We start from the raw sequence: 22,412 nt of genomic DNA on the forward strand, positions 1-22,412 counted from the left end.
GAACCTTCAGGAGCCTTGAGGGCAGGGCGCGTTGCCGTATGAGGCTGCACCGTCATCCCCGCATTTCCCCCACCGCAGGAGGAAAACATGGCCAGCAGACCCCTGTTGTCCGCCGCGCTCGCCCTGACAGCGGGCGCCGCCGCCCTCGTGGTTCCCGCCACGAACGCACAGGCCTCCGCCCCGGGTACCAAGGACGTCACCGCCGTCCTCTTCGAGTGGAAGTTCGACTCCGTCGCCAAGGCGTGCGCGGACTCCCTCGGCCCGGCCGGCTACGGCTTCGTACAGGTCTCCCCGCCCCAGGAGCACATCCAGGGCGGGCAGTGGTGGACCTCGTACCAGCCGGTCAGTTACAAGATCGCCGGACGGCTCGGCGACCGCACCTCGTTCGCCAACATGGTCAGCACCTGCCACAGCGCGGGTGTCAAGGTCGTCGCCGACTCGGTCATCAACCACATGTCGGCCGGTTCCGGCACGGGCACGGGCGGGTCCTCGTACAGCAAGTACGACTACCCCGGCCTGTACTCGGTCAACGACATGAACGACTGCCAGTCGCAGATCAACAACTACGGCGACCGCGCCAACGTCCAGAACTGCGAACTCGTGGGCCTCGCCGACCTGGACACCGGTGAGGACTACGTCCGAGGCAAGATCGCCGGATACCTCAACGACCTGCTCTCGCTCGGCGTCGACGGCTTCCGCATCGACGCGGCCAAGCACATCCCCGCCGGTGACCTCGCCAACATCAAGTCCCGGCTGAGCAACTCCGGCGTCTACTGGAAGCAGGAGGCGATCTACGGCGCCGGCGAGGCCGTATCGCCCGACGAGTACGCCGGCACCGGCGACGTCCAGGAGTTCCGCTACGCCCGCAGCCTCAAGCAGGTCTTCAACAACGAGAACCTGGCCAACCTGAAGAACTTCGGTGAGGGCTGGGGCTTCATGTCCTCCTCGAAGGCCGCGGTCTTCGTCGACAACCACGACACCGAGCGCAACGGCGAGACGCTGAACTACAAGGACGGCGCCAACTACACGCTCGCCAGTGTGTTCATGCTGGCCTGGCCGTACGGCTCGCCCGACGTCCACTCCGGCTACGAGTGGTCCGACAAGGACGCCGGTCCGCCCAACGGCGGCACCGTGAACGCCTGCTACAGCGACGGCTGGAAGTGCCAGCACGCCTGGCGCGAGATCTCCTCCATGGTCGGCTTCCGCAACACCGCGCGCGGCGAGGCCGTCACCAACTGGTGGGACAACGGCGGTGACCAGATCGCCTTCGGCCGCGGCTCCAAGGCGTACGTCGCGATCAACCACGAGGGCTCCTCGCTGACCCGTACGTTCCAGACCTCGCTGCCCGCCGGCGACTACTGCGACATCCAGTCCGGCAACGGCGTCACGGTCAACGGCTCCGGCCAGTTCACCGCCACGCTCGGCGCCAACACCGCCCTCGCCCTCCAGACCGGCGCCCGCACCTGCACCGGCGGCGGCACCGACCCGACGGACCCGACCGATCCCGGCACGGGCACGTCCGGCGCCTCCTTCGGGGTCAACGCCACCACCCAGCTCGGCCAGAACATCTACGTCACCGGCAACCAGGCCGCCCTCGGCAACTGGAACCCGGCCTCCGCGCCGAAGCTGGACCCGGCCACGTACCCCGTCTGGAAGCTCGACGTGAGCCTGCCCGCCGGTACGACGTTCGAGTACAAGTACGTCCGCAAGGACGCGGGCGGCAACGTGACCTGGGAGAGCGGTGCCAACCGCACGGCCACGGTGCCGTCCTCCGGCAAGGTCACCCTCACCGCCGACGTCTGGCGCGGCTGAGGTCTTTCGGTGGACTGCGCGGTCTCCGGCCGCGCCGTGTCCTCAATCGCCGGACGGGCTGAATTCAGCCCGTCCGGCCCCCATACCCGCACACCCCTTCGAGGAGAACCCGAGTGATACGTCCGTCCCCGCGCGTGTCCGCGCGAAGAGCGGCGCCCGCCGCCGTCGTCGCGGCCGCCCTGTGCGCGGCTCTCGTGCCCGCGCTGCCCGCCGCCGCGGCCAGGCCGCCCGCCGCGCCGTCGGACGCCAAGCTGGCCGCACAGCCCGACCGTCACGACCTGACGCGTGAGCAGTTCTACTTCGTCATGCCCGACCGCTTCGCCAACGGCGACACCGGCAACGACCGGGGCGGGCTGACCGGGTCGCGGCTGGAGACCGGGTACGACCCCACAGACAAGGGGTTCTACCAGGGCGGCGACCTCAAGGGGATGGCGAGGCGCCTCGACTACATCAAGGGGCTCGGCACCACCGCCATCTGGCTCGCCCCGATCTTCAGGAACCGTCCCGTCCAGGGCACGGGAAAGGACGCCTCGGCCGGCTACCACGGCTACTGGATCACCGACTTCACCCAGGTCGACCCGCACTTCGGCACCAACGCCGACCTGACGAAGCTGATCGAGCAGGCCCACCGCAAGGGCATGAAGGTCTTCTTCGACGTCATCACCAACCACACCGCCGACACCGTCGACTACGCCGAGAAGACCTACGGCTACAAGCCCAAGGGCGCCTATCCGTACCTCGACCGCAACGGCCGGCCCTTCGATGACGCCGCCGGCATGGCGAAGACGGACGCGGACTCCTTCCCGTACAAGCCGGTCACCACCGGCGGCAAGACGCCGTCCTGGCTCAACGACCCGACGATGTACCACAACCGCGGCGACTCGACCTATGCCGGCGAGTCCACCACGTACGGCGACTTCTCCGGGCTCGACGACCTGTGGACCGAGCGGCCCGAGGTCGTCTCCGGCATGGAGAAGATCTACGAGAAGTGGGTCCGCGACTTCGACATCGACGGTTTCCGGATCGACACCGTCAAACACGTCGACATGGACTTCTGGACCCAGTGGGCGACCGCCCTCGACACCTACGCGGCCAAGCACGGCCGCAAGGACTTCTTCATGTTCGGCGAGGTCTACTCCGCCGACACCGCGATCACCTCGCCCTACGTCACCCAGGGACGGCTGGACGCGACGCTCGACTTCCCCTTCCAGGAAGCGGCCCGTCAGTACGCCTCGCAGGGCGCCCCGGCCTCGAAGCTCGCCGCCGTCTTCGGCGACGACTACCGGTACACCACCGACAAGGCCAACGCCTACGAGCAGGTGAAGTTCCTCGGCAACCACGACATGGGCCGCATCGGGACCTTCCTGAAGCAGGACAACCCGAAGGCCGATGACGCCGAGCTGGTCAAGCGCGCCGAGCTGGCCAACGAGCTGATGTTCCTCAGCCGCGGCAACCCCGTCGTCTACTACGGCGACGAGCAGGGCTTCACGGGCGCCGGCGGCGACAAGGACGCCCGCCAGACGATGTTCGCCTCGAAGACCGCGGACTACCTCGACGACGACGAGCTGGGCACCGACCGTACGCACGCCTCCGACGCGTACGACACGAGCCACCCGCTCTACCGGTCCATCGCCGCGCTCTCCGCGCTGACCGCGAAGAACCCGGCGCTGCGCGACGGCGTCCAGACCGAGCGCTACGCCGAGGGCTCCGTCTACGCCTTCTCCCGTACGGACCCCGAGCGCGGCAACGAGTACGTCGTCGCCACCAACAACGGCACCGCGGCGAAGACCGTCGAGTTGTCCACGGAGTCCGCCGGAATGGACTTCCGTACGCTGTACGGCGGTTCCGGCACGGTCCGCAGCGGCGGCGACAAGAAGATCACCGTCACCGTCCCGGCGCTGTCCAGCATCGTGCTGCGTGCCGAGAAGCAGCTGGGATCCCCGGCGGCCAAGCCCTCGATCACGCTGAAGGCACCCGCCGCCGGAGCCACCGGAACCGTCGAGCTCACCGCCGACGTCGACGGCGGCTCCCTCAACCGGGTCGTCTTCGCCGCCCAGACCGGCAACGGCAAGTGGACCACCCTCGGTACCGCCGACCACGCCCCGTACAAGGTCACCCAGACCATCGGTGACGCGACCGCCGCCGGAACGCCCCTGCGCTACAAGGCCGTGGTCGTCGACCGCACCGGGCACACCGCGAGCGCCCTCGCCGCGTCGACCGCCGGACAGGCGCCCGCCCCGGCCAAGCCCGTCGCCGTCGAGCGCGACTACGCCGTCGTCCACTACAAGCGCGCCGACGGTGACTACGACGGCTGGCAGGCCAGGTCAGGCGACACCACCGCCGCCTTCGCCGGACGGGACGCATACGGAGCCTTCGCCTGGATCAAGGTGCCCGAGGGCGCCTCCGCGGTCCCGTACACCGTCGAGAAGTCCGGTACGGCAGACGGGCCGGAGCGCACCGTCGACCTCGCGAAGACCGGGCAGGTCTGGATCGAACAGGGCAAGGACGGCCAGACCGACACCGCCCCCGACGGCGCCTACCCCGCACCGGACACCACCAAGGCCGTCCTGCACTACTACCGGGCCGACGGCGACTACGACGGCTGGGGACTGCACACCTGGACCGGGGCCAAGGAGCCCACCGACTGGTCCAAGCCGCTCCAGCCCGTGAAGAAGGACGCCTCGGGTCTCACTTTCGAGGTCCCGCTCGCCGACGGGGCCACCGCGCTCAGCTACATCCTGCACCGCGGCGACGAGAAGGACCTGCCCAGCGACCAGTCGCTCGACCTCGCCACCTACGGCCACGAGGTCTGGATGCTCGGCGGTACGGCCGGATATCTGCTCCCGCAGACCGGCGGCGTACCCACCCCCGACCTCACCAAGGCCGAGGCGCAGTGGATCGACTCCGACACCGTCGTCTGGAAGGTGAAGGCGACCGGGGCCACCAGCCAGCAGCTCGTCTACGCATCGAGCGGCGGCATCTCCGTCGTCGACGGCGCCCTCTCCGACGAGGGCCAGTGGCTGCGGCTCAGCCCGTCCGCACTGACCGACGCGCAGAAGGCGAAGTACCCGCACCTCAAGGACTACCCGGCCTTCACCGTCGACGCCCGTGACCGTGACAGGGTCCGCGAGGCCCTGCGCGGCCAGCTGATCGCCACCCAGCGCGCCGCCAACGGCGCCCTGCTCGCCGCCACCGGCGTCCAGAGCGCCGGCGTGCTCGACGACATCTACGGGACGAAGGCGAGCAGCGCCTCGCTCGGCCCCGTCTTCCGGGGCGGCCGTCCCACTCTGTCCGTCTGGGCACCCACCGCCCGTACCGTCTCGCTCGAACTCGGCGGGAAGACCGTCCCGATGCGGCGCGACGACCGCACCGGCGTCTGGTCCGTCACCGGCAACAGGAGCTGGAACGGCAAGCCCTACCGGTACGCCGTGAACGTCTGGGCGCCCACCGTCCAGAAGCTCGTCATCAACAAGGTCACCGACCCCTACTCCACCGCCCTGACCACCGACTCCGCCCGCAGCCTCGTGGTCGACCTCGACGACGGCAAGCTCGCGCCGAAGGGCTGGAGCGGGCTCACCAAGCCCGCCGCCGTACCGCTGCGCGACGCGCAGATCCAGGAACTCCAGATCCGCGACTTCTCGATCGCGGACCCCACCTCCAAGCACCCCGGTGAGTACCTCGCCTTCACCGACACCCGCTCGGACGGGATGAAGCACCTCAAGGAACTCGCCGGATCCGGCACCAACTACGTCCACCTGCTGCCCGCCTTCGATATCGGCACCATCCCCGAGAAGAAGACGGACCAGCAGAAGCCGGCCTGCGACCTGTCCGTCTACGCCCCCGACTCGGAAGAGCAGCAGGCCTGTGTGACGAAGGCCGCCGCCAAGGACGCCTTCAACTGGGGCTACGACCCGCTGCACTACACCGTCCCCGAGGGCAGCTACGCCTCCGACCCCGACGGCACCAAGCGCACCGTCGAGTTCCGGAAGATGGTGCAGGGCCTCAACGGCGCCGGTCTGCGGACCGTCATGGACGTCGTCTACAACCACACCGTCGCCTCCGGCCAGGACGACAAGTCCGTACTCGACCGGATCGTGCCCGGCTACTACCAGCGCCTCCTGGAGGACGGCACCGTCGCCACCTCCACCTGCTGCGCCAACACCGCCCCCGAGAACACCATGATGGGCAAACTCGTCGTCGACTCGGTCGTCACCTGGGCCAAGGAGTACAAGGTCGACGGCTTCCGCTTCGACCTGATGGGCCACCACCCCAAGGCCAACATCCTGGCCGTCCGCAAGGCGCTCGACGCGCTGACCGTGGCCAGGGACGGCGTCGACGGCAAGAAGATCATCCTGTACGGGGAGGGCTGGAACTTCGGTGAGATCGCCGACGACGCCCGCTTCGTCCAGGCCACCCAGAAGAACATGGCCGGCACCGGCATCGCCACCTTCTCCGACCGGGCCCGCGACGCCGTGCGCGGCGGCTCCCCGTTCGACGAGGACCCGGGCGTGCAGGGCTTCGCCACCGGCCTCTACACCGACCCCAACACCTCCGCCGCGAACGGCACCGAGGCCGAGCAGAAGGCCCGGCTGCTCCACTACCAGGACCTGATCAAGGTCGGACTCACGGGCAACCTCGCCGACTACACCTTCACCGACACCTCCGGGACCACGGTCAAGGGCTCGGGCGTCGACTACAACGGAGCCCCGGCCGGATACGCCGCCGCCCCCGGTGACGCCCTCGCCTACTCCGACGCCCACGACAACGAGACGCTGTACGACGCCCTCGCCTTCAAGCTCCCGGCGGGCACCTCGGCAGCCGACCGGGCCCGCATGCAGGTCCTCGCCATGGCGACGGCCACCCTCTCGCAGGGCCCCTCGCTCTCCCAGGCCGGCACGGACCTGCTGCGCTCCAAGTCGCTGGACCGCAACTCCTTCGACAGCGGTGACTGGTTCAACGCCCTGCACTGGGACTGCCGCGCGGGCAACGGCTTCGGCCGCGGACTGCCGCCCGCCGCGGACAACGAGGCCAAGTGGTCCTACGCGAAGCCGCTGCTGACCAACACGGCGATCAGCCCCGGCTGCGCACAGATCGACGGCGCGTCGGCCGCGTACCAGGACCTGCTCACCATCCGGTCCACGGAGCAGGACTTCGACCTCTCCACCGCCGGACAGGTGCAGTCCGCGCTCTCCTTCCCGCTCTCCGGCAAGGACGAGACGCCCGGCGTGATCACCATGCGGCTCGGCAAGCTGGTCGTCGTCCTCAACGCGGCACCCGGCGCCACCACCCAGAAGGTCGCCGCCCTGGCCGGAAAGAACTACGCCCTGCACCCCGTCCAGGCGGCGGGCGCGGATCTTACCGTCAAGAGGTCCACGTACGAGAGGAGTTCGGGAAGCTTCACCGTCCCGGGGCGCACGGTGGCGGTGTTCTCGCTGCGCTGACCCGCATCAGGACTACCGTGTGGGCAGCCGCCGGGGAGTGTCGCAGCAGCACACTTCCGGGCGAGCCCTCCCACTCCACCCGGCCGGGTCCCGGCCCCGCCCCGTACGCACCGGCCGCCGCACCGTCGGCCCGCCGGTGCGGTACCGGGCGCGGGGACCGGGCCCCGGCCTCTCCACCTGTTCAGCGACGGTGACGATGGTGAGCTACATCCCCGAGGAGACCTCGAGCTTTGTCGGGCGGAAGGCGGAGCTCGACCGGATCGAACACGCCCTCGCCGCCGGCCGGCTGACCACACTGACCGGCAGCGGCGGGGTCGGCAAGACCCGGCTCGCGGTCCGTGCGGCCGGCCGGGCCGAACCGGGATACCGCGACGGCGTCTGGTGGGCCGACCTCGCCCCGCTCCACGACGACGGGCTGCTCCTGGCCACCGTCTCCGACGCCGTCGGGCTCAGCGACCACACCCTGCGGATGCCCATGGACGTGCTGTGCGAGTGGCTCGCCGACAAACACCTGCTGCTCGTCCTGGACTCCTGCGAGCACCTGCGCCCCGCCTGCGCGCACCTCCTGGGCGAGATCCTCACCACCTCACCCGGGCTCACCGTGCTCGCCACCAGCAGACAGCCCCTGGACATCAAGGGCGAGCAGCTCGTCGAGGTGGAACCGCTGCCCGTCGCGGGCGCCGGAGACGCCCTGACACTGTTCCGGGAACGGGTCCTGGCGGCCGCCCCGGACACCGCCCTGGACGAACCGGGCACCGCGGCCGCGGCCACCGAGATCTGCCGCCGTCTCGAAGGCATCCCGCTCGCCATCGAACTCGCCGCCGCGGGCACCGGCCGGCACACCGTCGAACAGATCGCGCTGCGGATCGGCTCCCGCCTCGACCTGCTCGCCGACGCGTCGATCCGGCCGCAGCGCCACCGCACCCTGCGCACCACCATCGGCTGGAGCCACGAGCTGTGCACCCCGTTGGAGCGGCTGCTCTGGGCGCGGCTGACCGTACTGCGCGGCGACTTCGACGAGGCCGTGGCCCAGGAGGTCTGCGCCGGAGGCCCGCTCACCGGGGACGGTGTCCGCAGGGCGCTGCGCGGACTGGTGGCGAAATCGGTCGTCGCGCACGACGGGGTACGCCACCGCATGCTCGACACCATCCGCGAGTACGGCCGGATGTGGCTCGCCGAACTCGGCGAGGAACGCGCGGCCGCCGACCGGCACGCCGCCTGCTTCCTCCAACTGGCCCGCGCCGCCCACGCGGGCTGGACCGGCGACGACCAGATCCACTGGTACCACCGCATCGCCGAATCGCACGCCGACCTGTGCGCCGCCCTCGACCACCTCCTCGTCCACGACCCCGCCGCCGCGCAGGAGATGGCGGGCCGGATCGGGTTCTTCTGGTGCTGCTGCGGCCACCTCGCGCAGAACCGGGGCTACGCCCAGCGCGCCCTGGCCACCGGCCCGGCCACCGGCCCCCACCGCACCCGCGTCCTGTGGGTGCTCGGCATCTGCGTCCTGCTCCAGGGCGACTACCCGGCCGCCGAACGGATCGGTGAGGAGTGCGTACGGGGGGCAGCGGACGACGGCACGGACGAGGGGCTCCTCGCCGCCGCCTATCTGCGCGGTCTCACCCATCTGATGGCCGGCGACCCGGAGCAGGGGCTGCACGAGGCCGCCCGGGTCCTGCGCACCACCGGGGCCGGCACCCCGCTCGAAACCGCCTACCGGCTCCGCTGCCACCTCATCACCGTCTTCGCCCTGACCGGCCTCGGACGCCTGGAGGAGGCGGCCGAGGCGGCAGTCGTCCTGCGGGCGGCCTGCGAGGCCAGGGACGAGTGCTGGACCCTGAGCTACGTCGACTACCAACTCGCCCTGATCGCCCTGCTCCAGGACCGCGCCGATGCGGCCGCCGCGCACGCCCGGTCCATGCTCGCGGGCAAGCGCAGGCTCCGCGACAGCTTCGGCATCGCGCTCGGCCTGGACATCCTCGCTGCCGCGATCGCCGCCCAGGGCGAGGGCGCGCTCGCCGCCCGGGTCTACGGCACGGGCCAGATCTACTGGCGGATGGTCGGCCACCCCCAGCGCGGCACGCCGGAACTGGGCCCGCTGCGCGAGGCCTGCGAACGCCGGGCCCGCGAGGCCGTGGGCGACGCCGCCTACCGGCGCGCCTTCGAACGGGGCCGCTCCGAAAGCGCGGAGGCGGGCCTGGCCCAGGCGCTCCACGGCGAGCTGCTCAGATAGTGAATCCTGCTTGTGCCGCTTCCCCGGGCCGGGAAAAGGTAGGGACGATCGTCGTCCGCATCCATCGCCCCGCACCAGCCAGGAGACCGCCATGCCGCAGATCACCGTCGACTACTCCGCCGGACTCGACGACACCTTCGACCGCCCCGGCTTCGCGGGCGCGCTGCACCCGCTGATCGCCGAGACGGTCACCACGAAGATCGCCGCCTGCAAGACCCGCTTCCGCCGCGTCGAGGAGACCGTGGTGGCGGACGCACCCGACGGCGACGCGCTCGTGCACGTCGACATCGCGCTGCTGCCCGGCCGCACCCCCGAGATCCGGGCGCAGCTCACGGAGTCCGTACTGGAACTGCTGGCCGCCCACATCCGGCCGGACGCCGGGCTGACGCTTCACCTCTCGGCCGAGACGCGCGACCTCGACCCCTCCTACCGCAAGATCTGAGGTCCTACCGCAGCCGCTGCGGGGGCACGGCCGGCACGGCGGGCGCCAGCGAGGAGAGCCGCACCAGCAGATCTCCGAACGGCCCGTCCGCCGGCTCCTGCGCGAGGACCCGCAGTACGACGCCCGCCATCTCCTCGTTGTACGCGGCACTCACGGCGGCCAGCGCGGCGAAGTCGTGCACCAGCTGCAACTCCAGCTCCGCGCGCGGAATGTGCCGCCCGTCCAGCCACATCAGGGCCGTCGACTCGGCGAGCGAGACCCAGGACCTGACGACCAGCTCCAGCCTGGCCGGCGGCTCCTCGACGCCCAGATGGGCCAGGATTTGCTCGCAGGCAGCCTGGCGCACCCCGTCGACCATCGCGTTCGCCGTCGAGGAACCGACCGCCGGACCGCCCCGCATCAGCGCCGCGAACCCGGGACCGTGATCGTCGACGAAGTCGAAGAACCGTCCCATCACCCGCAACAGCCGTGCCCCCAGGGGCCCTTCACGCGGCTCCAGGAACCGCGCCGCCAGCTCGTCGGCCGCCCGGCGCAGCGCGGCCTCGTACAGGCTCTGCTTGCCCGGGAAGTAGTGGTAGACCAGCGGCCGGGAGATCCCGGCGGCAGCGGCGATCTCGTCGATCGACACCTCGTCCGGGGACCGGTGACTGAACAACTCCAGCGCGACACCGATCAGCTGCTGCCTGCGCTCCTCGACGCCCATCCTGCGCCGTACCCCGGTCGTCATGAGGAACAGGGTACCGACCGGGGAACCGGGAGCCGGCCGGCCGGCGTCATGCGGCGGGCGTGGCCGGCGCACGGTCGGGAACGAGGTGGTCTCCACCCGGTTCATCGGCAGCGGCATGCCGTGCCGAGCGAGTTCGGTGAGCCGCCCGACGACGAAGTCGATGCGGCGGCCGGCCTCCAGCTCCAGCAGCAACGCCTCCGGCGACGTTTCTACAGATCCAGCACCAGCCGCCCGCCCCGGCACCGCGACACGCAGAGCAGCATCGAGTCGCGCCGCTCAGCGTCCGTCAGCAGGTCGTCCCGGTGCTCGATGTCGCCCTCCAGTACCCGCTGTTGGCACGTTCCGCAGAAGCCCTGCTCGCAGGAGTACGAGACGTGCGGCAGCTCGGCCCGTACGGCGGCGAGCACCGACTGACCGGCCGCGACCGGCACCGTGCGGCCCGAGCGGCGCAGCTCCACCTCGAAGGGGGCCGACCCGGCGGCGTCCGTGCCCGGCGCGGAGAACCGCTCCAGGTGCAGGGTGCAGCCGGTCGGGAGCGCGGCCGCGACCGCGTCCATCAGGGGCTCCGGACCGCAGCAGTGGACGGCCGTGCCCTCGGCCGCGTCCGCGAGGGCCGCGGCGACGTCCGGGTGGCCCGCCTCGTCCTGCGGGACGACGGTGACCCGGTCGCCGTCGGCGCCCAGCTTCTCGATCTCGGCCAGGAACGGCATCGTCGCCCGGCTGCGACCTCCGTACAGCAGCCGCCAGTCGGCCCCGGACGCGGCCAGGGCGCGCAGCATGGGCAGGACCGGTGTGATGCCGATGCCGCCGGCGACGAAGAGGTAGGAGGGGGCGTCGGCCAGCGGGAAGCGGTTGCGCGGGCCGCGGACCTCGACCTCCTGGCCCTCGTGGAGCAGGGCGTGCACCTCGCGGGAGCCGCCGCGGCCGTCTTCGGCCAGCCGGGCCGCCACGGTGTACGTGCCGCGGTCGGCCGGGTCGCCGCACAGCGAGTACTGGCGGACCAGACCGGACGGCAGCACCAGGTCCAGATGCGCGCCGGGCTGCCAGGGCGGCAGGTCCGGGCCCTCCAGACGGAGTTGCACGACCCCGTCCGCCGGGGTGGTCCGCTCGGTGACCAGCAGCCTCCGGCCGGTGGTGGAGCGGCGTCGCGCCTGGCCGGAAACCGGCTCCTCCAGCGCGGGCAGCGGCCACAGGGGCGACTTCTCGATGCGCCGGCGCATCGCCCGCCTGGCGAGCAGGGCGGCGCCGGCCAGCACGGTGACGGTACGCAGCCGGGGGAGGGGGAGGGGCATCGTCAGCCGGCTTCCGTCGTACGGGCCTCGGCCGCGACCGCGGCGGGCGAGTGGGCGAGATAGTCGACGGCCTGCGCCGTGCTGCCCTCCTGCGAGGGGTGGTACGTACGGCTCAGATAGCGCGGGATGGACCGCAGCATCGAGGGGGTGCTGGGCAGGGTGCCGTGCCGGCCGCTGCGGGAGAACTGCCCGAAGGACGCCTTGCCGTCCAGCAGGCTCGGGTCGTTCTCCATGAAGAACCGGGCACCGCGCTGCCAGAGGAAGAGCAGAGCGGAGAACGCCGTCGCCCAGGTCCGTACCCGCCGCCGGTATCCGCCGTCGACGTGCATGAACACATCGAAGGCGACCGAGCGGTGCTCGACCTCCTCCGCGCCGTGCCAGCGCAGCAGGTCCAGCATCGTGGGATCGGCGCCGCGCCGGTCCAGCTCGTCGGCGTTCAGGATCCAGTCGCCGAGGAACGCGGTGTAGTGCTCGATCGCCGCGATCGTCGCCACCCGCTCCATCAGCCACCATGTGCGCGCCCGGCCCGGCGGCAGCGTCCGGTCGCCGAGCATCTTCTCGAAGAGCCAGTCGACCTGGGCGGTGTACGGGGTCGGGTCGAGGCCGAGGTTTTTCAGGTGTGGCAGCACGTCGTCGTGGGCCTGGGAGTGCATCGCCTCCTGGCCGATGAACCCGATGACGTCCTGGCGCAGTTGCTCGTCGCGGATGTAGGGGAGCACCTGGCGGTAGACATGGATGAACCAGCGTTCCCCGGCCGGGAGCAGCAGATGGAGCACGTTGATGGTGTGCGTGGTGAACGGGTCGCCCGGCACCCAGTGCAGGGGCGTCCTGTCCCAGGCGAAGGACACCCGACGGGCCTTGAGGTGGGCCCGCTCCGACGCCACCGCCACTGGCTGCGTATTAGACATGTTGTCAATGTACTGAGGGGTAAGGCCGGGGAACAGGGGCATGTCACAACTTCCTGATCCCGCGTCCGGCAGCCGCCCGGTGCGCTCAGCGCATTGCCCCGGCCCGGCTGCCGTCCGTCAGCCGCCCGTTCAGCTGTGCCCGGTCGCCCGCCCCGGCCCGTACCGCCAGAAGCCGCCCCTGCGCCCGGCCCGTCACCCCGCCGGACGTGGTCAGCGACGCGAACTGCTCGCTGCCCGCCGCGAGTACGTACCAACGGCCGCCGCGCGACTTCCACAGCACACCCGCCAGCACCTGCGGGGCGCGCGCCCCGCACTCCGGCGCGTCCTCGGCGCGTGCCGCGACCACCCCTGGCGGCCTGCTCCCCGGTGGCCGCCCGGACGGGGCCTGGAACTGGGCGAGGACCCTGCTCCCGGTGCCCCGCCAGGTCTCCGCCCGGGTGCACAGCCACTGGGCCGTGCCGTTCCCCTCGGGCAGCGGCTGTTTCGCGTACGCCCAGGAGTTCACCGTGCGCACCCCGTGGGCGCGCACGGCCGTCAGCAGACAGGCGGTCCGCGCCCAGCTCGCGTACTCCGCGCGCCCCTTGACGTCGTGCGGCCGCGCGGGCGGGCCCGAGGTCAGCCGGGCCGGGGCGAGTTCACCGAGATCCGTCACCAGCCGCACCGCCGCGGCGTCGGCCAGTTCGACCGCGTACCAGGACCGGCAGCCGGGCCCGGTCGCCGGGCCGGCCAGTGCGTCGGTCACCCCGTCGGGGGAGCGGTGCAGCGCGCGCGGCGCCCGGCCCGGCGCGAGCAGATCCCGCACCCGTACCTGCCGCACCCAGGGCGCCGTCAGATACCGGACCGCGCCCCGTGTCCGTTCCACCACCAGGGCGCCCGACGACGTCACGTCCGCCCCGTCGACCCGGGCGAAGTCGAGCGCCGCGCCCTCGGACGGATCGGCGTCACGGGACTCCGCGTACCGCACGACACGGAGCCCGTCGTGGAACAGCACGACCGCCGACGCGCCCACCTCGCCCGCGTACAACAGCTGTGGCGCTCCCATCGGCGGCCCCACCGGCGTCCGTGGCGTCGCCGACGTCCGCACACCGTCGCCCGGCCGCGCCCACACCCGCAGCGCCCGCCGCAGCAGCCGGGTGTCGTCGGTGCGGTCGCCGCGGGTGGGCCAGGCGGTGAAGTCGGTACGCGGCGAGCGCTGCCAGAACGTCTCCGGCACCCTGCGCAACGCGCCCGGATCCAGGGCCTGTTCGGCGGCCGGGTTACGCGTGTACAGGGGCGCGGACAGGGCGCCGCGGCCCCAGCCCTCGCCCGGCAGGCCCAGCAACGCCCCGCACACGAGCAGTGCGGCGAACCCGGCCAGTGCCGCCCGGAGATATCTGCGGCGGCGCGGCAGATCGGGCGGCCGGGCCTGGAGCGAACACGGGTCGAACTCGGGCGACGCCAGCAGCGCGTAGGGAGCCGACACCCCGTCCGCCTCCATCAGCGCCGCATGCGGATCGGCCACCCCCGCGTCGGACAGCACCCGCCGGACCTCGCCGTCCGCCAGCCCCTCCAGGCCGCGCAGGACGAAGGCTGCCCGCGCCGCGCCGCTGACCGCCGACAGCCGCTGCTCCAGGGCGAGTTCCCCGGCACCACCGGAGTGCGGGAACAGCCGCAGCCCCCAGGTCAGCGGTAGGACGGGCGGGAGCTGGGCCCGGCGGGGCCAGTGGCGCAGGCGCGGCGGCCGCCCCGCCGCCAGCGCGCCCCGCAGTACCTGCCGCCGGACATAGGCGTACCCCGGATCGGCCACCTCCGCGCGACCGGGCCGGCGCGGCAGCGGAACGGCGCCGCCGTCCGCGGGTCCGGCTCTGCGCGCGGCCTGCAGGGACCGCTGGGCCAGGGCGTGGGCCGTGAGGACGCGCCGGTCGCGGCTCAGTGAGTGCGGCAGGACGAGATAGCCGAGCCGGGCCAGCCGCGGGTAGTGCTCGACGAGCGCGGCCTCGGGCTGCTCCGAATCGAACCGGGCGACGGCTGACGGTACCTCTGGCAGTGGACGCACGTTCAGCAGAACGAGCGAATCGTGCGATGGTCACTCCGGGAGGCCCGCCGGGCCCGCCGCCCGCCCCCGTGGGCCTTCTCGCGTTCGGCTGCCAGGACCCGGCTCGAAGCGGCACGATGGCCGGATGGTGAAGCGGAACGGTACGCGAAGGGCGTCGCGGGCTGCGCGGCGCGCGGCCGCCGTCGCGGGCCTGGTCCTGCTCACGGCATGCGGCGGTGGCGGCAACGGGACCGCAATCCCGCCGACCGCCACCGGCACGCTGGAGGAACTGGCCGCGAAGGCGCACTGCGAGCCGAAGCTCCGGGCCGACGCGCAGGACCTGCGGCAGGCCAACTGCACCACGGACGACGGACGTTATGTGCTGGCCACCTTCACCACCGACCGCGGCCAGCGGGAGTGGATCAACGAGGCCAACGACTACGGCGGCTCGTTCCTGGTCGGCCGCAGGTGGGTCGCCGTCTCGGACGCCACGGTGATCGCAGCACTGCGCGGCCGGCTCGGGGGGATGGTGGAGAGCGCCTCGCCGCACCACTCGGGAAGTGGCGGCAGTGGGGGGAACGAGAACGAGGCAGAGCACTCCGGTCACCGGGGGAGCTGACCGCGCAGGTGTGCGGGGGCGGTACGCCGCCGAGGTGGCCCTCAGCGGCACGTGCGCCCGTCGTTGACGCAGCTCACCACCTTCCGCATCAGTTTGTCGTCGAAGACGTTGATGAAGTCACCGTGGTCCGTGACGGGCTTGTGCAGCTGCTCCGGGAAGGAGTCGACGGCGAACCCGGGTCCGGGATCCACGTCGTACACGATCCGCTGGACCAGTTGCGGAATGGCCCGGAAGCCGTTCGGACACCTCCCGTCGTCCTTGGTGAAGGCCACATGGGTGCGGTGGTTCGCGCTGTCGGTGTTCTGCCCGTCCCAGCAGCTCTGGAAGGCGAAGGAGCGGACGACCTGACTGCCCTCCGGGCAGATCGGGTACTTGTCCTTGAGCTGCCGGTCCTCGAACCCGGTGCAGGACCAGGAGGCGTTGGCGTTGGCGTCGCCGTTGGTGAACGCCTTGGCGTCGCCGGTGATGATGCGCAGGAAGCGCGGCATGGCCGTGACCTTGCCGGTGGGGTTCCCGACGAACTTCAGCGTGACCTGGGACGGGGTCTGGATCTCCCCGGTGTTCTGGTCCCTGCCCCCGCCGTCGGCGTCGGCGTCGTTCTCCGCCGCCCCGTTCTGCAGGCGGAGCACCGGCCAGTAGTACGTGGACCGGTCGCCCTGGTTGCGGCAGGTGGTGTCGCCGGCCGCGAGGTCGTCGTCGCCGGAGAAGGCGTCCGTGGCCCGGTTGCCGACGTAGTCGTGCATGTGGTGGGCGCCGTTGCTCACGCCGGGCGCGGCGATGACGTTGTCGGGGTTGAACTTTCCGTTCTGGTTGCGCCCGCACTCGGTCGTGAAGGTGCCGCGGGAGGCGCCGCGGAGCCGGGCCGGCTTGTCGGCATTCGGCTGGACGGACCGGATGTCGACGAAGTCGGAGTCCTCGGGGCCGTTGCCGGCCGGGGTCTGGCCCTGATCGTCGCCGCCACCGCCACCGCCACCGCCACCGCCGCCGCCGCCGCCGTCCTGGCCCTGGCCCTGGTCGCCGTTTGAACCGTCATCCGTGGGGTCACCCGTGGGGTCGTCCGTCGGCTCGTCCGCTTCGTCGTCCGCGCGCAGACTGCAGGGGGCCAGTGAGCCGAGGCCCTCCGGACGCCGCGCACTCCGGCCGATCGCGGTCGCGATGCGGTCGATGCTGGCGGTGCGCCGGGCCTTCAGCGGGCCGAGCACGGCATTCTGCGCGAGCTGCGGGTCCCGCGCCATCCCGTCCCGGCGGTCAGCGAACTCCCGGTAGGCATCGGTGATCTGGGTGTCCATGGCGGCCAGTTCACGGTCGACCTCTGTCCGGGCCGGATCCGGTACCTCGGGGATCTCGTTGACCACTTCGGGGCAGTCGATGGTGGAGGCCTGGCGCACCGGCTGCCAGTTCCGGCCGGGGGACGAGCGGGACGAGCCCTCGCCCGCAGAGGCGTAGACGTTGACCGCGGCCAGCCCACCCCCGCCCAGGATCAGTGCGGCCGAGGCGATGATCGCCCGGTTGGCCAGGGTGGAGCGTTTCTTGCGCGATGTGCGTCCCATGGAACTCCTCGGACTCCTCAGGCTTCGCGGGGGAGAAGCGTGACGTTCCATACGGAGCCGGTGCGCGGACCGTTCAACAGGAGGAAGGATTCCTGTGCGCCAAGTGTCAGGCGAACTTGGCGAGTTGGGGATCCATCGGCGCCGCGATCATGCGGTTGGCCAGGGTCGACATGGTGTAGGCGCCGATACCCAGGACCACTTCCAGCGCGTTGCGGGAGGTGTACCCGTGCGCCAGGAAGGCCTGGAGCGTGCGGTCGTCGACGGCGCCGCTCGTCTCGATGACGGCCAGGGTGAACTGCCGTACCGCCTCCAGCCGTTCGTCCGGCACGAGGCTTCCGACCCGCAGCGCGGTGATCACGTCGGCTTCGGCCCCGAGGGCGGTGAGCCTCGCGGTGTGCATGGCCACGCAGAGGTGGCAGCCGTTGCGGTCGGCCATCGTCATGATCACGGTCTCCCGGGACAGCGGGTCCAGGGTCGTCGTCTCGAAGAGCGCGCTCATCTTCAGGAAGCCGTTGAGCAGCTCCGGGGACAGGGCGAGCCGGCCGACCGCGGTCGGCAGGTAGCCCTGCTTCTTTGTCACGGCCGCCATGGTGGGTCGGGCTGCGGCGGGGGCGGATTCGAGGGTGTGGTCGGGAAACGCGGACACGGACATGGGTGACCTCTCGCGGTAAACTCGACAACGTGATTGACGAAAAGGTAAACCAGGTTGTCGAGTTTCGCAATGGCTGAGCGGGCGGACGGTGCCCCCGGCGAGTCCGGGACGGGCTTTGAGCTGCCCGTTCTGCTCTTCGCCGGATTCCGTTCGATCATCGACGCGCTGCATCGCGAACTGGCCGAGCACGGGCACCCCGACATGGGGCCCGCGTACGGATACGCGCTTCAGGCGGTGGGTCGCGGCGGGTCGACAGCCAGCGAGATCGGCCGGCGGCTGGGAGTCTCCAAGCAGGCCGCCGGCAAGACCGTCGAGAAGCTAGAAGGCCTCGGGTACGTCGAACGCGTCGACGATCCGCAGGACGGCCGCCGGAAGCTGGTCCGGCTGTCCCCGCGCGGGATCGACATGCTGGTGCGGTCCGCCGAGGGCTTCGACCGGCTGCGGGCGGAGTGGATGCGGGTGCTCGGGGCCGAGCGGGTCCGCGCCATGGAGGCGGACCTGCGCACCATGGCTGCCGCGGACGCCTTCCGGCTCGATATGGCGGCCTGGTTCAACGGCTGATCCTGCGGGCGAGGGCTTGGACTTTATGGACGAGAGATAGGACGTATCAAGCGCGCACCCTTCCCGGGAGCCTCGCTGTGCGGCAACATGCACGCGTCGGCACCCGAAAGACCCGACCACTTGTGGTCGTGAATGGGAGGGAACCATGGCACGACGCACCCATGTGCTCAGCGCACTCGCACTGGCGGCGGCCGCCGCGCTCATCCCCGTACAGGCCACGGCGCAGCAGCCCGCGCCCCAGCGGTCGTCATCGCCCGCTGCCCCGTGTGGTGCGCCGGTGCGCCCCGCGTCGCAGATGACGGTCGAGGCGTGCGACAGCCCCGAGCGGATCATCGAGAAGGCGGCGAACGTCGTCCCCACCACGGGGCAGCTGGCCTGGCAGCAGCGGGAGGTCACCGCCTTCACGCACTTCGGTATGAACACCTTCACCGACCGTGAATGGGGTTCCGGTACGGAGGACGAGAAGCTCTTCGCGCCGAAGAGCATCGACGCCGACCAGTGGATGCGCGTCTACAAGGCGGCCGGTGTCGAGCAGGTCATGCTCACCGTCAAGCACCACGACGGGTTCGTCCTCTACCCGAGCCGCTACACCGACCACTCGGTCGCCCTCAGCCCCGGCAGCCCCGACGTCGTCGCCGCCTATGTGAAGGCGGCCCGCAAGGCGGGCCTGAAGGTCGGCCTCTACCTCTCGCCCTCCGACGGCGCCGAACTCCCGCACGCCTGGCACGCCGAATGGGTCGAGAAGATCCGCGCCAAGCAGGCCGAGGGCAAGCCGCTGAGCCTGCCCGAGCGGATGGCACTGGCGGACGGTGACCGCGCCCCCGCCGGCCAGGGCCGCTTCGGCAACGGCAGCGCCGTCACCGAGCGCACGATTCCCACCCTCGTCCCCGGCGACGACCGAGCCGCCCGCGTGAAGAGCGGCAAGCTGCCCACCTTCGAGGTGAAGGCCGACGACTACGACGCGTACTACCTCAACCAGCTGTACGAGATCTTCACCCAGTACGGTCCGGTCGAGGAGCTCTGGCTCGACGGCGCCAACCCGTGGTCGGGCTCCGGCATCACCCAGAAGTACGACGTCAAGCAGTGGTTCGACATGGTCAAGGCACTGTCGCCGAACACCGTCGTCTTCCAGGGCCCGCAGGGCGTCCGATGGGTCGGTAACGAGTCCGGAGTCGCCCGGGAGACCGAGTGGAGCGTCACCCCGCATGCCACCGACCCGTGGACGGGACTCGGCAGCCTCCCCAACGACTCGACCGACCCCGACATCGGCTCCCGGACCAAGCTCCTCGGCCCGGACGTCAACTACCTCCAGTGGTACCCGGCCGAGGCAGACGTCTCCAACCGGCCCGGCTGGTTCTACCATGAGAACGAAAAGCCCAAGACCGCTGCCCAGTTGATGAACCTGTACGAGAAGAGCGTCGGCCGCAACGCCTCGCTCCTGCTCAACGTCCCGCCCACGCCCGACGGCCGGATCGCCGAGGCGGACGTCTCGTCCCTGACCGCCTTCGGCAACGACGTGCGCCGGATCTACGGCACCGACGTACGCACCCAGGGCCCGGCCCCGTACACCTTCGACCGCGTGGCGGTCCGCGAGGACATCCGGCACGGCCAGCGGGTCGAGAAGTTCGCCGTGGAGGCCCGGATCGACGGGGCCTGGCAGCGGATCGCCGACGGCACCACCATCGGCCACGAGCGCATCCTGCCGCTCCCCGCGGCCGTCACCGCCACCGCGGTCCGCGTCAAGGTGCTGGAATCCAGGGCGAAGCCGCACCTGGGAGCCACGACGCTGCATCTGACCACCACGCCGGCCGGCTCCTGACCGGCCCCTGGGGCCTGTCGTGAAACTGTCGTCTGCCGTGCGACGCCATGCACGCACTCTCGCCGCACCGGCCCCGGACCCCGGTACGTCCAGTACAGGGGCCCGGGGCCGGCAGGCCGAGAGCACGCACCTGACGCCGCGCGGCCGCCCTCCGGGCGACGACGGCAGTCCGACGACCGGCCCCAGCCCGCGCATCCGGCCGGCCCTGACCCGGCCCGGATGCGCGACCCGGCACCACGCCCTACCCCTGGTCCAGGTACGCGAGGACCGCGAGAACGCGGCGGTTGTCGTCGTCGGACGGCGGCAGGCCGAGCTTCCCGAAGATGTTCGAGGTGTGCTTGGCCACCGCCCGCTCCGTGATCACCATCTGTGAGGCGATCGCCGCGTTCGAACGGCCCTGGGCCATCAGCTCCATGACCTCACGCTCCCGCGGCGTCAGCCCGCCCATCGGCTTGTCCTGCGCGCGCCGCGACAGCAACTGCGAGATCACCTGCGGGTCCATCGCCGTCCCGCCCGCCGCGACCCGGCGCACCGCGTCGATGAACTGGTCGGCGTCGAAGACCCGGTCCTTGAGCAGATACCCGATCGCCCCGTTGCCGTCCGCCAGCAGCTCGCGCGCGTACAACTGCTCGACGTGCTGGGAGAGTACGAGCACCGGAAGACCTGGCCTGGCCCGCCGTGCCGCGAGGGCGCACTGCAACCCCTCGTCCGTGTGGGACGGCGGAAGCCGGACGTCGACCACGGCGACGTCCGGCTTCAACTCGGCAAGGGCCCGGGTGAGTTCGGGCCCCGTCTCGACGGCGGCCGCGATCTCGAAATCGTACGCCTCCAGCATGCGCACCAGGCCGTCGCGCAACAGGAAGAGATCTTCGGCTAGGACAACTCGCAAGGGATCTCCATGGTCACCATGGTGGGGCCGCCCGCGGGGCTGCTGACGGCCATGATGCCGTCGAATGTACCGAGTCGGCGTTCGATACCGCTCAGGCCCGAGCCCTCTCCGGCCGCCGCTCCGCCCTTCCCGTTGTCCGTGACCGAGATCCTCAGCATCCCGTCGACATGGTTCAGGTCCACCCAGATCCGGTCCGCGCCCGAGTGCTTCGCCGCGTTCGTCAGGGCCTCGCTGACCGCGAAGTACGCCGCCGACTCCACCGGGGCATCGGCCCGGCCGGCCATCTCCACGTCCACCTCGGACGGAATCGGTATCCGTAGCGCCAGCGCCCTGACCGCATCCCCGAGACCGCGCTCGGCGAGGACCGGCGGGTGGATGCCCCGTACGAGATCGCGCAGCTCGGTCAGCGCCTCGGCCGAGGACTCGCGCGCCATCGACAGGAGCTTCTTCGCCTGCTGCGGGTCCTTCTCGATCAGCGCCTCGATGGTGCCGAGGTTCATGCCCATGGCGACCAGTCGGGCCTGCGCCCCGTCGTGCAGGTCCCGCTCGATCCGCCGCAGCTCAGAGGCGGCGGTGTCGACCGCCTCGTGCCGGGTCTCGGTCAACCGGTCGATGCGCCGGGCCAGTTCCTGCTCATGGGTGGGGGCCAGCACCGAGCGGGCGAGCATGAAGTGGACCCGCAGCAGCCGCTCGCTCAGCAGCACACCGGTCGCGAAGAGCGCCACTCCGAGCGCGGCGGCAGCCAGCCCCGAAGCCTGGCTGTCGACGGGCACGAACGCGTACCAGTACCGGTCGTCCGTGTAGACCCGCCACAGACCCGCCGCCAGGACGAAACCCTCCACCGGGTAGAGCACAAGTGCCGCCGCCAGGGTCGCCACCACGTAGCCGGCGGTCATGTCGACCATCAGCCACTGGATGTCCCGCCAGGTCGCCGGGTCCTTCAGCATCAGCGTGGTCCGCTCCACCTGCCCGGTGAACCCGCTGCGCACATCCTTCGGCAGCGGCCGGTACGGGACCGGGATACGGACGTCCGACCAGGTGATGGCCAGCAGCCGGCGCTGATTGGCGTGCTTGCGGACCGCCGTCAGCACCCAGGGGGTGGTGACGAGGCCGACTCCCAGCAGGATGAAGGCGATGGAGAGCACCGTCAGGACGAACAGCGTGAGTGACCCCGCCAGCGAGACGACCGACAGCACCAGCCCCCGCCCGGCGGCCAGCAGCGTGGCCCGTACCCGTCCCCGTTTCGCGTCCATCGTGATCCCTCATCTCGTCGTGCCGGCCCCGGTCCGCACACAGTCTGACCCGTCGGAGGCCGTGGGTGTCAGCCGTCCCGCCACCCGGTGGGGGTGTACCTACCACCACCCCCGTGACCTCGCCCTACGTCGCTCCGAGTGGGGGCTCCGACGGCTGGGGCGGCGGGCCCGGAATTCCTAGATTCATGGGTGTCCGGTCC

The 22,412-nt window shown here is 71.3% G+C and carries 15 protein-coding genes; 7 read left to right on the forward strand and 8 right to left on the reverse strand.

Going from position 1 to position 22,412, the window contains the following annotated elements; genetic code table 11:
• The first annotated feature begins 87 nt into the window (after nucleotides 1-87).
• From ACIBJG_RS09625 to ACIBJG_RS09640, 4 genes are all read left to right on the forward strand, one after another.
• Nucleotides 88-1,812 (forward strand): carbohydrate-binding module family 20 domain-containing protein, encoded by a 1,725-nt coding sequence (locus tag ACIBJG_RS09625; RefSeq protein ID WP_399306118.1) that lies wholly within the window; start codon nucleotides 88-90, stop codon nucleotides 1,810-1,812.
• A 113-nt stretch (nucleotides 1,813-1,925) separates the two neighbouring features.
• Nucleotides 1,926-7,253 carry a pullulanase-type alpha-1,6-glucosidase gene (pulA, locus tag ACIBJG_RS09630; protein WP_399306121.1) on the forward strand — a complete coding sequence of 1,776 codons (5,328 nt, stop codon included), beginning with the start codon at nucleotides 1,926-1,928 and terminating at the stop codon, nucleotides 7,251-7,253.
• A gap of 196 nt (nucleotides 7,254-7,449) precedes the next feature.
• A complete protein-coding gene (locus ACIBJG_RS09635; RefSeq protein WP_399306124.1) occupies nucleotides 7,450-9,486 on the forward strand; it encodes an ATP-binding protein in 2,037 nt (678 codons plus the stop codon).
• A 91-nt stretch (nucleotides 9,487-9,577) separates the two neighbouring features.
• Complete coding sequence (locus ACIBJG_RS09640; protein ID WP_399306127.1) at nucleotides 9,578-9,928, forward strand: 5-carboxymethyl-2-hydroxymuconate Delta-isomerase; 351 nt, start codon at nucleotides 9,578-9,580, stop codon at nucleotides 9,926-9,928.
• Between the two features lie 4 nt (nucleotides 9,929-9,932).
• On the opposite strand, the gene ACIBJG_RS09645 is transcribed toward ACIBJG_RS09640, so the two are convergent.
• The 4 genes from ACIBJG_RS09645 to ACIBJG_RS09660 form a co-directional block, all read right to left on the reverse strand.
• Nucleotides 9,933-10,655, reverse strand: a complete 723-nt coding sequence (locus ACIBJG_RS09645) for a TetR/AcrR family transcriptional regulator (RefSeq protein WP_399306313.1) — start codon at nucleotides 10,653-10,655, stop codon at nucleotides 9,933-9,935.
• Nucleotides 10,656-10,864: 209 nt separating this feature from the next.
• The gene (locus ACIBJG_RS09650; RefSeq protein WP_399306130.1) at nucleotides 10,865-11,947 is read right to left on the reverse strand and encodes a PDR/VanB family oxidoreductase; all 1,083 of its coding nucleotides are present in this window, start codon (nucleotides 11,945-11,947) and stop codon (nucleotides 10,865-10,867) included.
• A 2-nt stretch (nucleotides 11,948-11,949) separates the two neighbouring features.
• Complete coding sequence (locus ACIBJG_RS09655; RefSeq protein ID WP_399306133.1) at nucleotides 11,950-12,855, reverse strand: metal-dependent hydrolase; 906 nt, start codon at nucleotides 12,853-12,855, stop codon at nucleotides 11,950-11,952.
• 85 nt (nucleotides 12,856-12,940) lie between these two features.
• Entirely contained in the window at nucleotides 12,941-14,890 is a 1,950-nt protein-coding gene (locus ACIBJG_RS09660; protein WP_399306135.1) for a hypothetical protein, read from the reverse strand.
• A 124-nt stretch (nucleotides 14,891-15,014) separates the two neighbouring features.
• Here ACIBJG_RS09660 and ACIBJG_RS09665 point away from each other — a divergent pair, with 124 nt between their 5' ends.
• Nucleotides 15,015-15,488, forward strand: coding sequence for a hypothetical protein (locus ACIBJG_RS09665; RefSeq protein ID WP_399306138.1), 474 nt, complete (start codon nucleotides 15,015-15,017; stop codon nucleotides 15,486-15,488).
• Nucleotides 15,489-15,529: 41 nt separating this feature from the next.
• On the opposite strand, the gene ACIBJG_RS09670 is transcribed toward ACIBJG_RS09665, so the two are convergent.
• Together ACIBJG_RS09670 and ACIBJG_RS09675 are read right to left on the reverse strand one after the other, a co-directional pair.
• On the reverse strand, nucleotides 15,530-17,038 hold the full coding sequence (locus ACIBJG_RS09670) for a DUF1996 domain-containing protein (RefSeq protein WP_399306140.1): 1,509 nt from the start codon (nucleotides 17,036-17,038) through the stop codon (nucleotides 15,530-15,532).
• Nucleotides 17,039-17,144: 106 nt separating this feature from the next.
• Nucleotides 17,145-17,690, reverse strand: a complete 546-nt coding sequence (locus ACIBJG_RS09675) for a carboxymuconolactone decarboxylase family protein (RefSeq protein WP_399306142.1) — start codon at nucleotides 17,688-17,690, stop codon at nucleotides 17,145-17,147.
• A gap of 69 nt (nucleotides 17,691-17,759) precedes the next feature.
• Here ACIBJG_RS09675 and ACIBJG_RS09680 point away from each other — a divergent pair, with 69 nt between their 5' ends.
• Nucleotides 17,760-18,251: a MarR family winged helix-turn-helix transcriptional regulator gene (locus ACIBJG_RS09680; protein WP_399306145.1), complete on the forward strand. Its 492-nt coding sequence runs from the start codon at nucleotides 17,760-17,762 to the stop codon at nucleotides 18,249-18,251.
• A 145-nt stretch (nucleotides 18,252-18,396) separates the two neighbouring features.
• Nucleotides 18,397-20,070: an alpha-L-fucosidase gene (locus ACIBJG_RS09685; RefSeq protein WP_399306147.1), complete on the forward strand. Its 1,674-nt coding sequence runs from the start codon at nucleotides 18,397-18,399 to the stop codon at nucleotides 20,068-20,070.
• Between the two features lie 241 nt (nucleotides 20,071-20,311).
• Here the strand turns inward: ACIBJG_RS09685 and ACIBJG_RS09690 are convergent, their stop codons facing one another.
• Together ACIBJG_RS09690 and ACIBJG_RS09695 are read right to left on the reverse strand one after the other, a co-directional pair.
• Nucleotides 20,312-20,959, reverse strand: coding sequence for a response regulator transcription factor (locus ACIBJG_RS09690; protein WP_359081137.1), 648 nt, complete (start codon nucleotides 20,957-20,959; stop codon nucleotides 20,312-20,314).
• The gene (locus tag ACIBJG_RS09695) at nucleotides 20,944-22,212 is read right to left on the reverse strand and encodes a sensor histidine kinase (protein WP_399306150.1); all 1,269 of its coding nucleotides are present in this window, start codon (nucleotides 22,210-22,212) and stop codon (nucleotides 20,944-20,946) included. Before ACIBJG_RS09695 ends, ACIBJG_RS09690 begins: the two co-directional genes overlap by 16 nt.
• Nucleotides 22,213-22,412 lie beyond the last annotated feature (200 nt).

It is taken from the genome of Streptomyces sp. NPDC050422, from assembly GCF_044458665.1.
Taxonomy (GTDB): domain Bacteria; phylum Actinomycetota; class Actinomycetes; order Streptomycetales; family Streptomycetaceae; genus Streptomyces.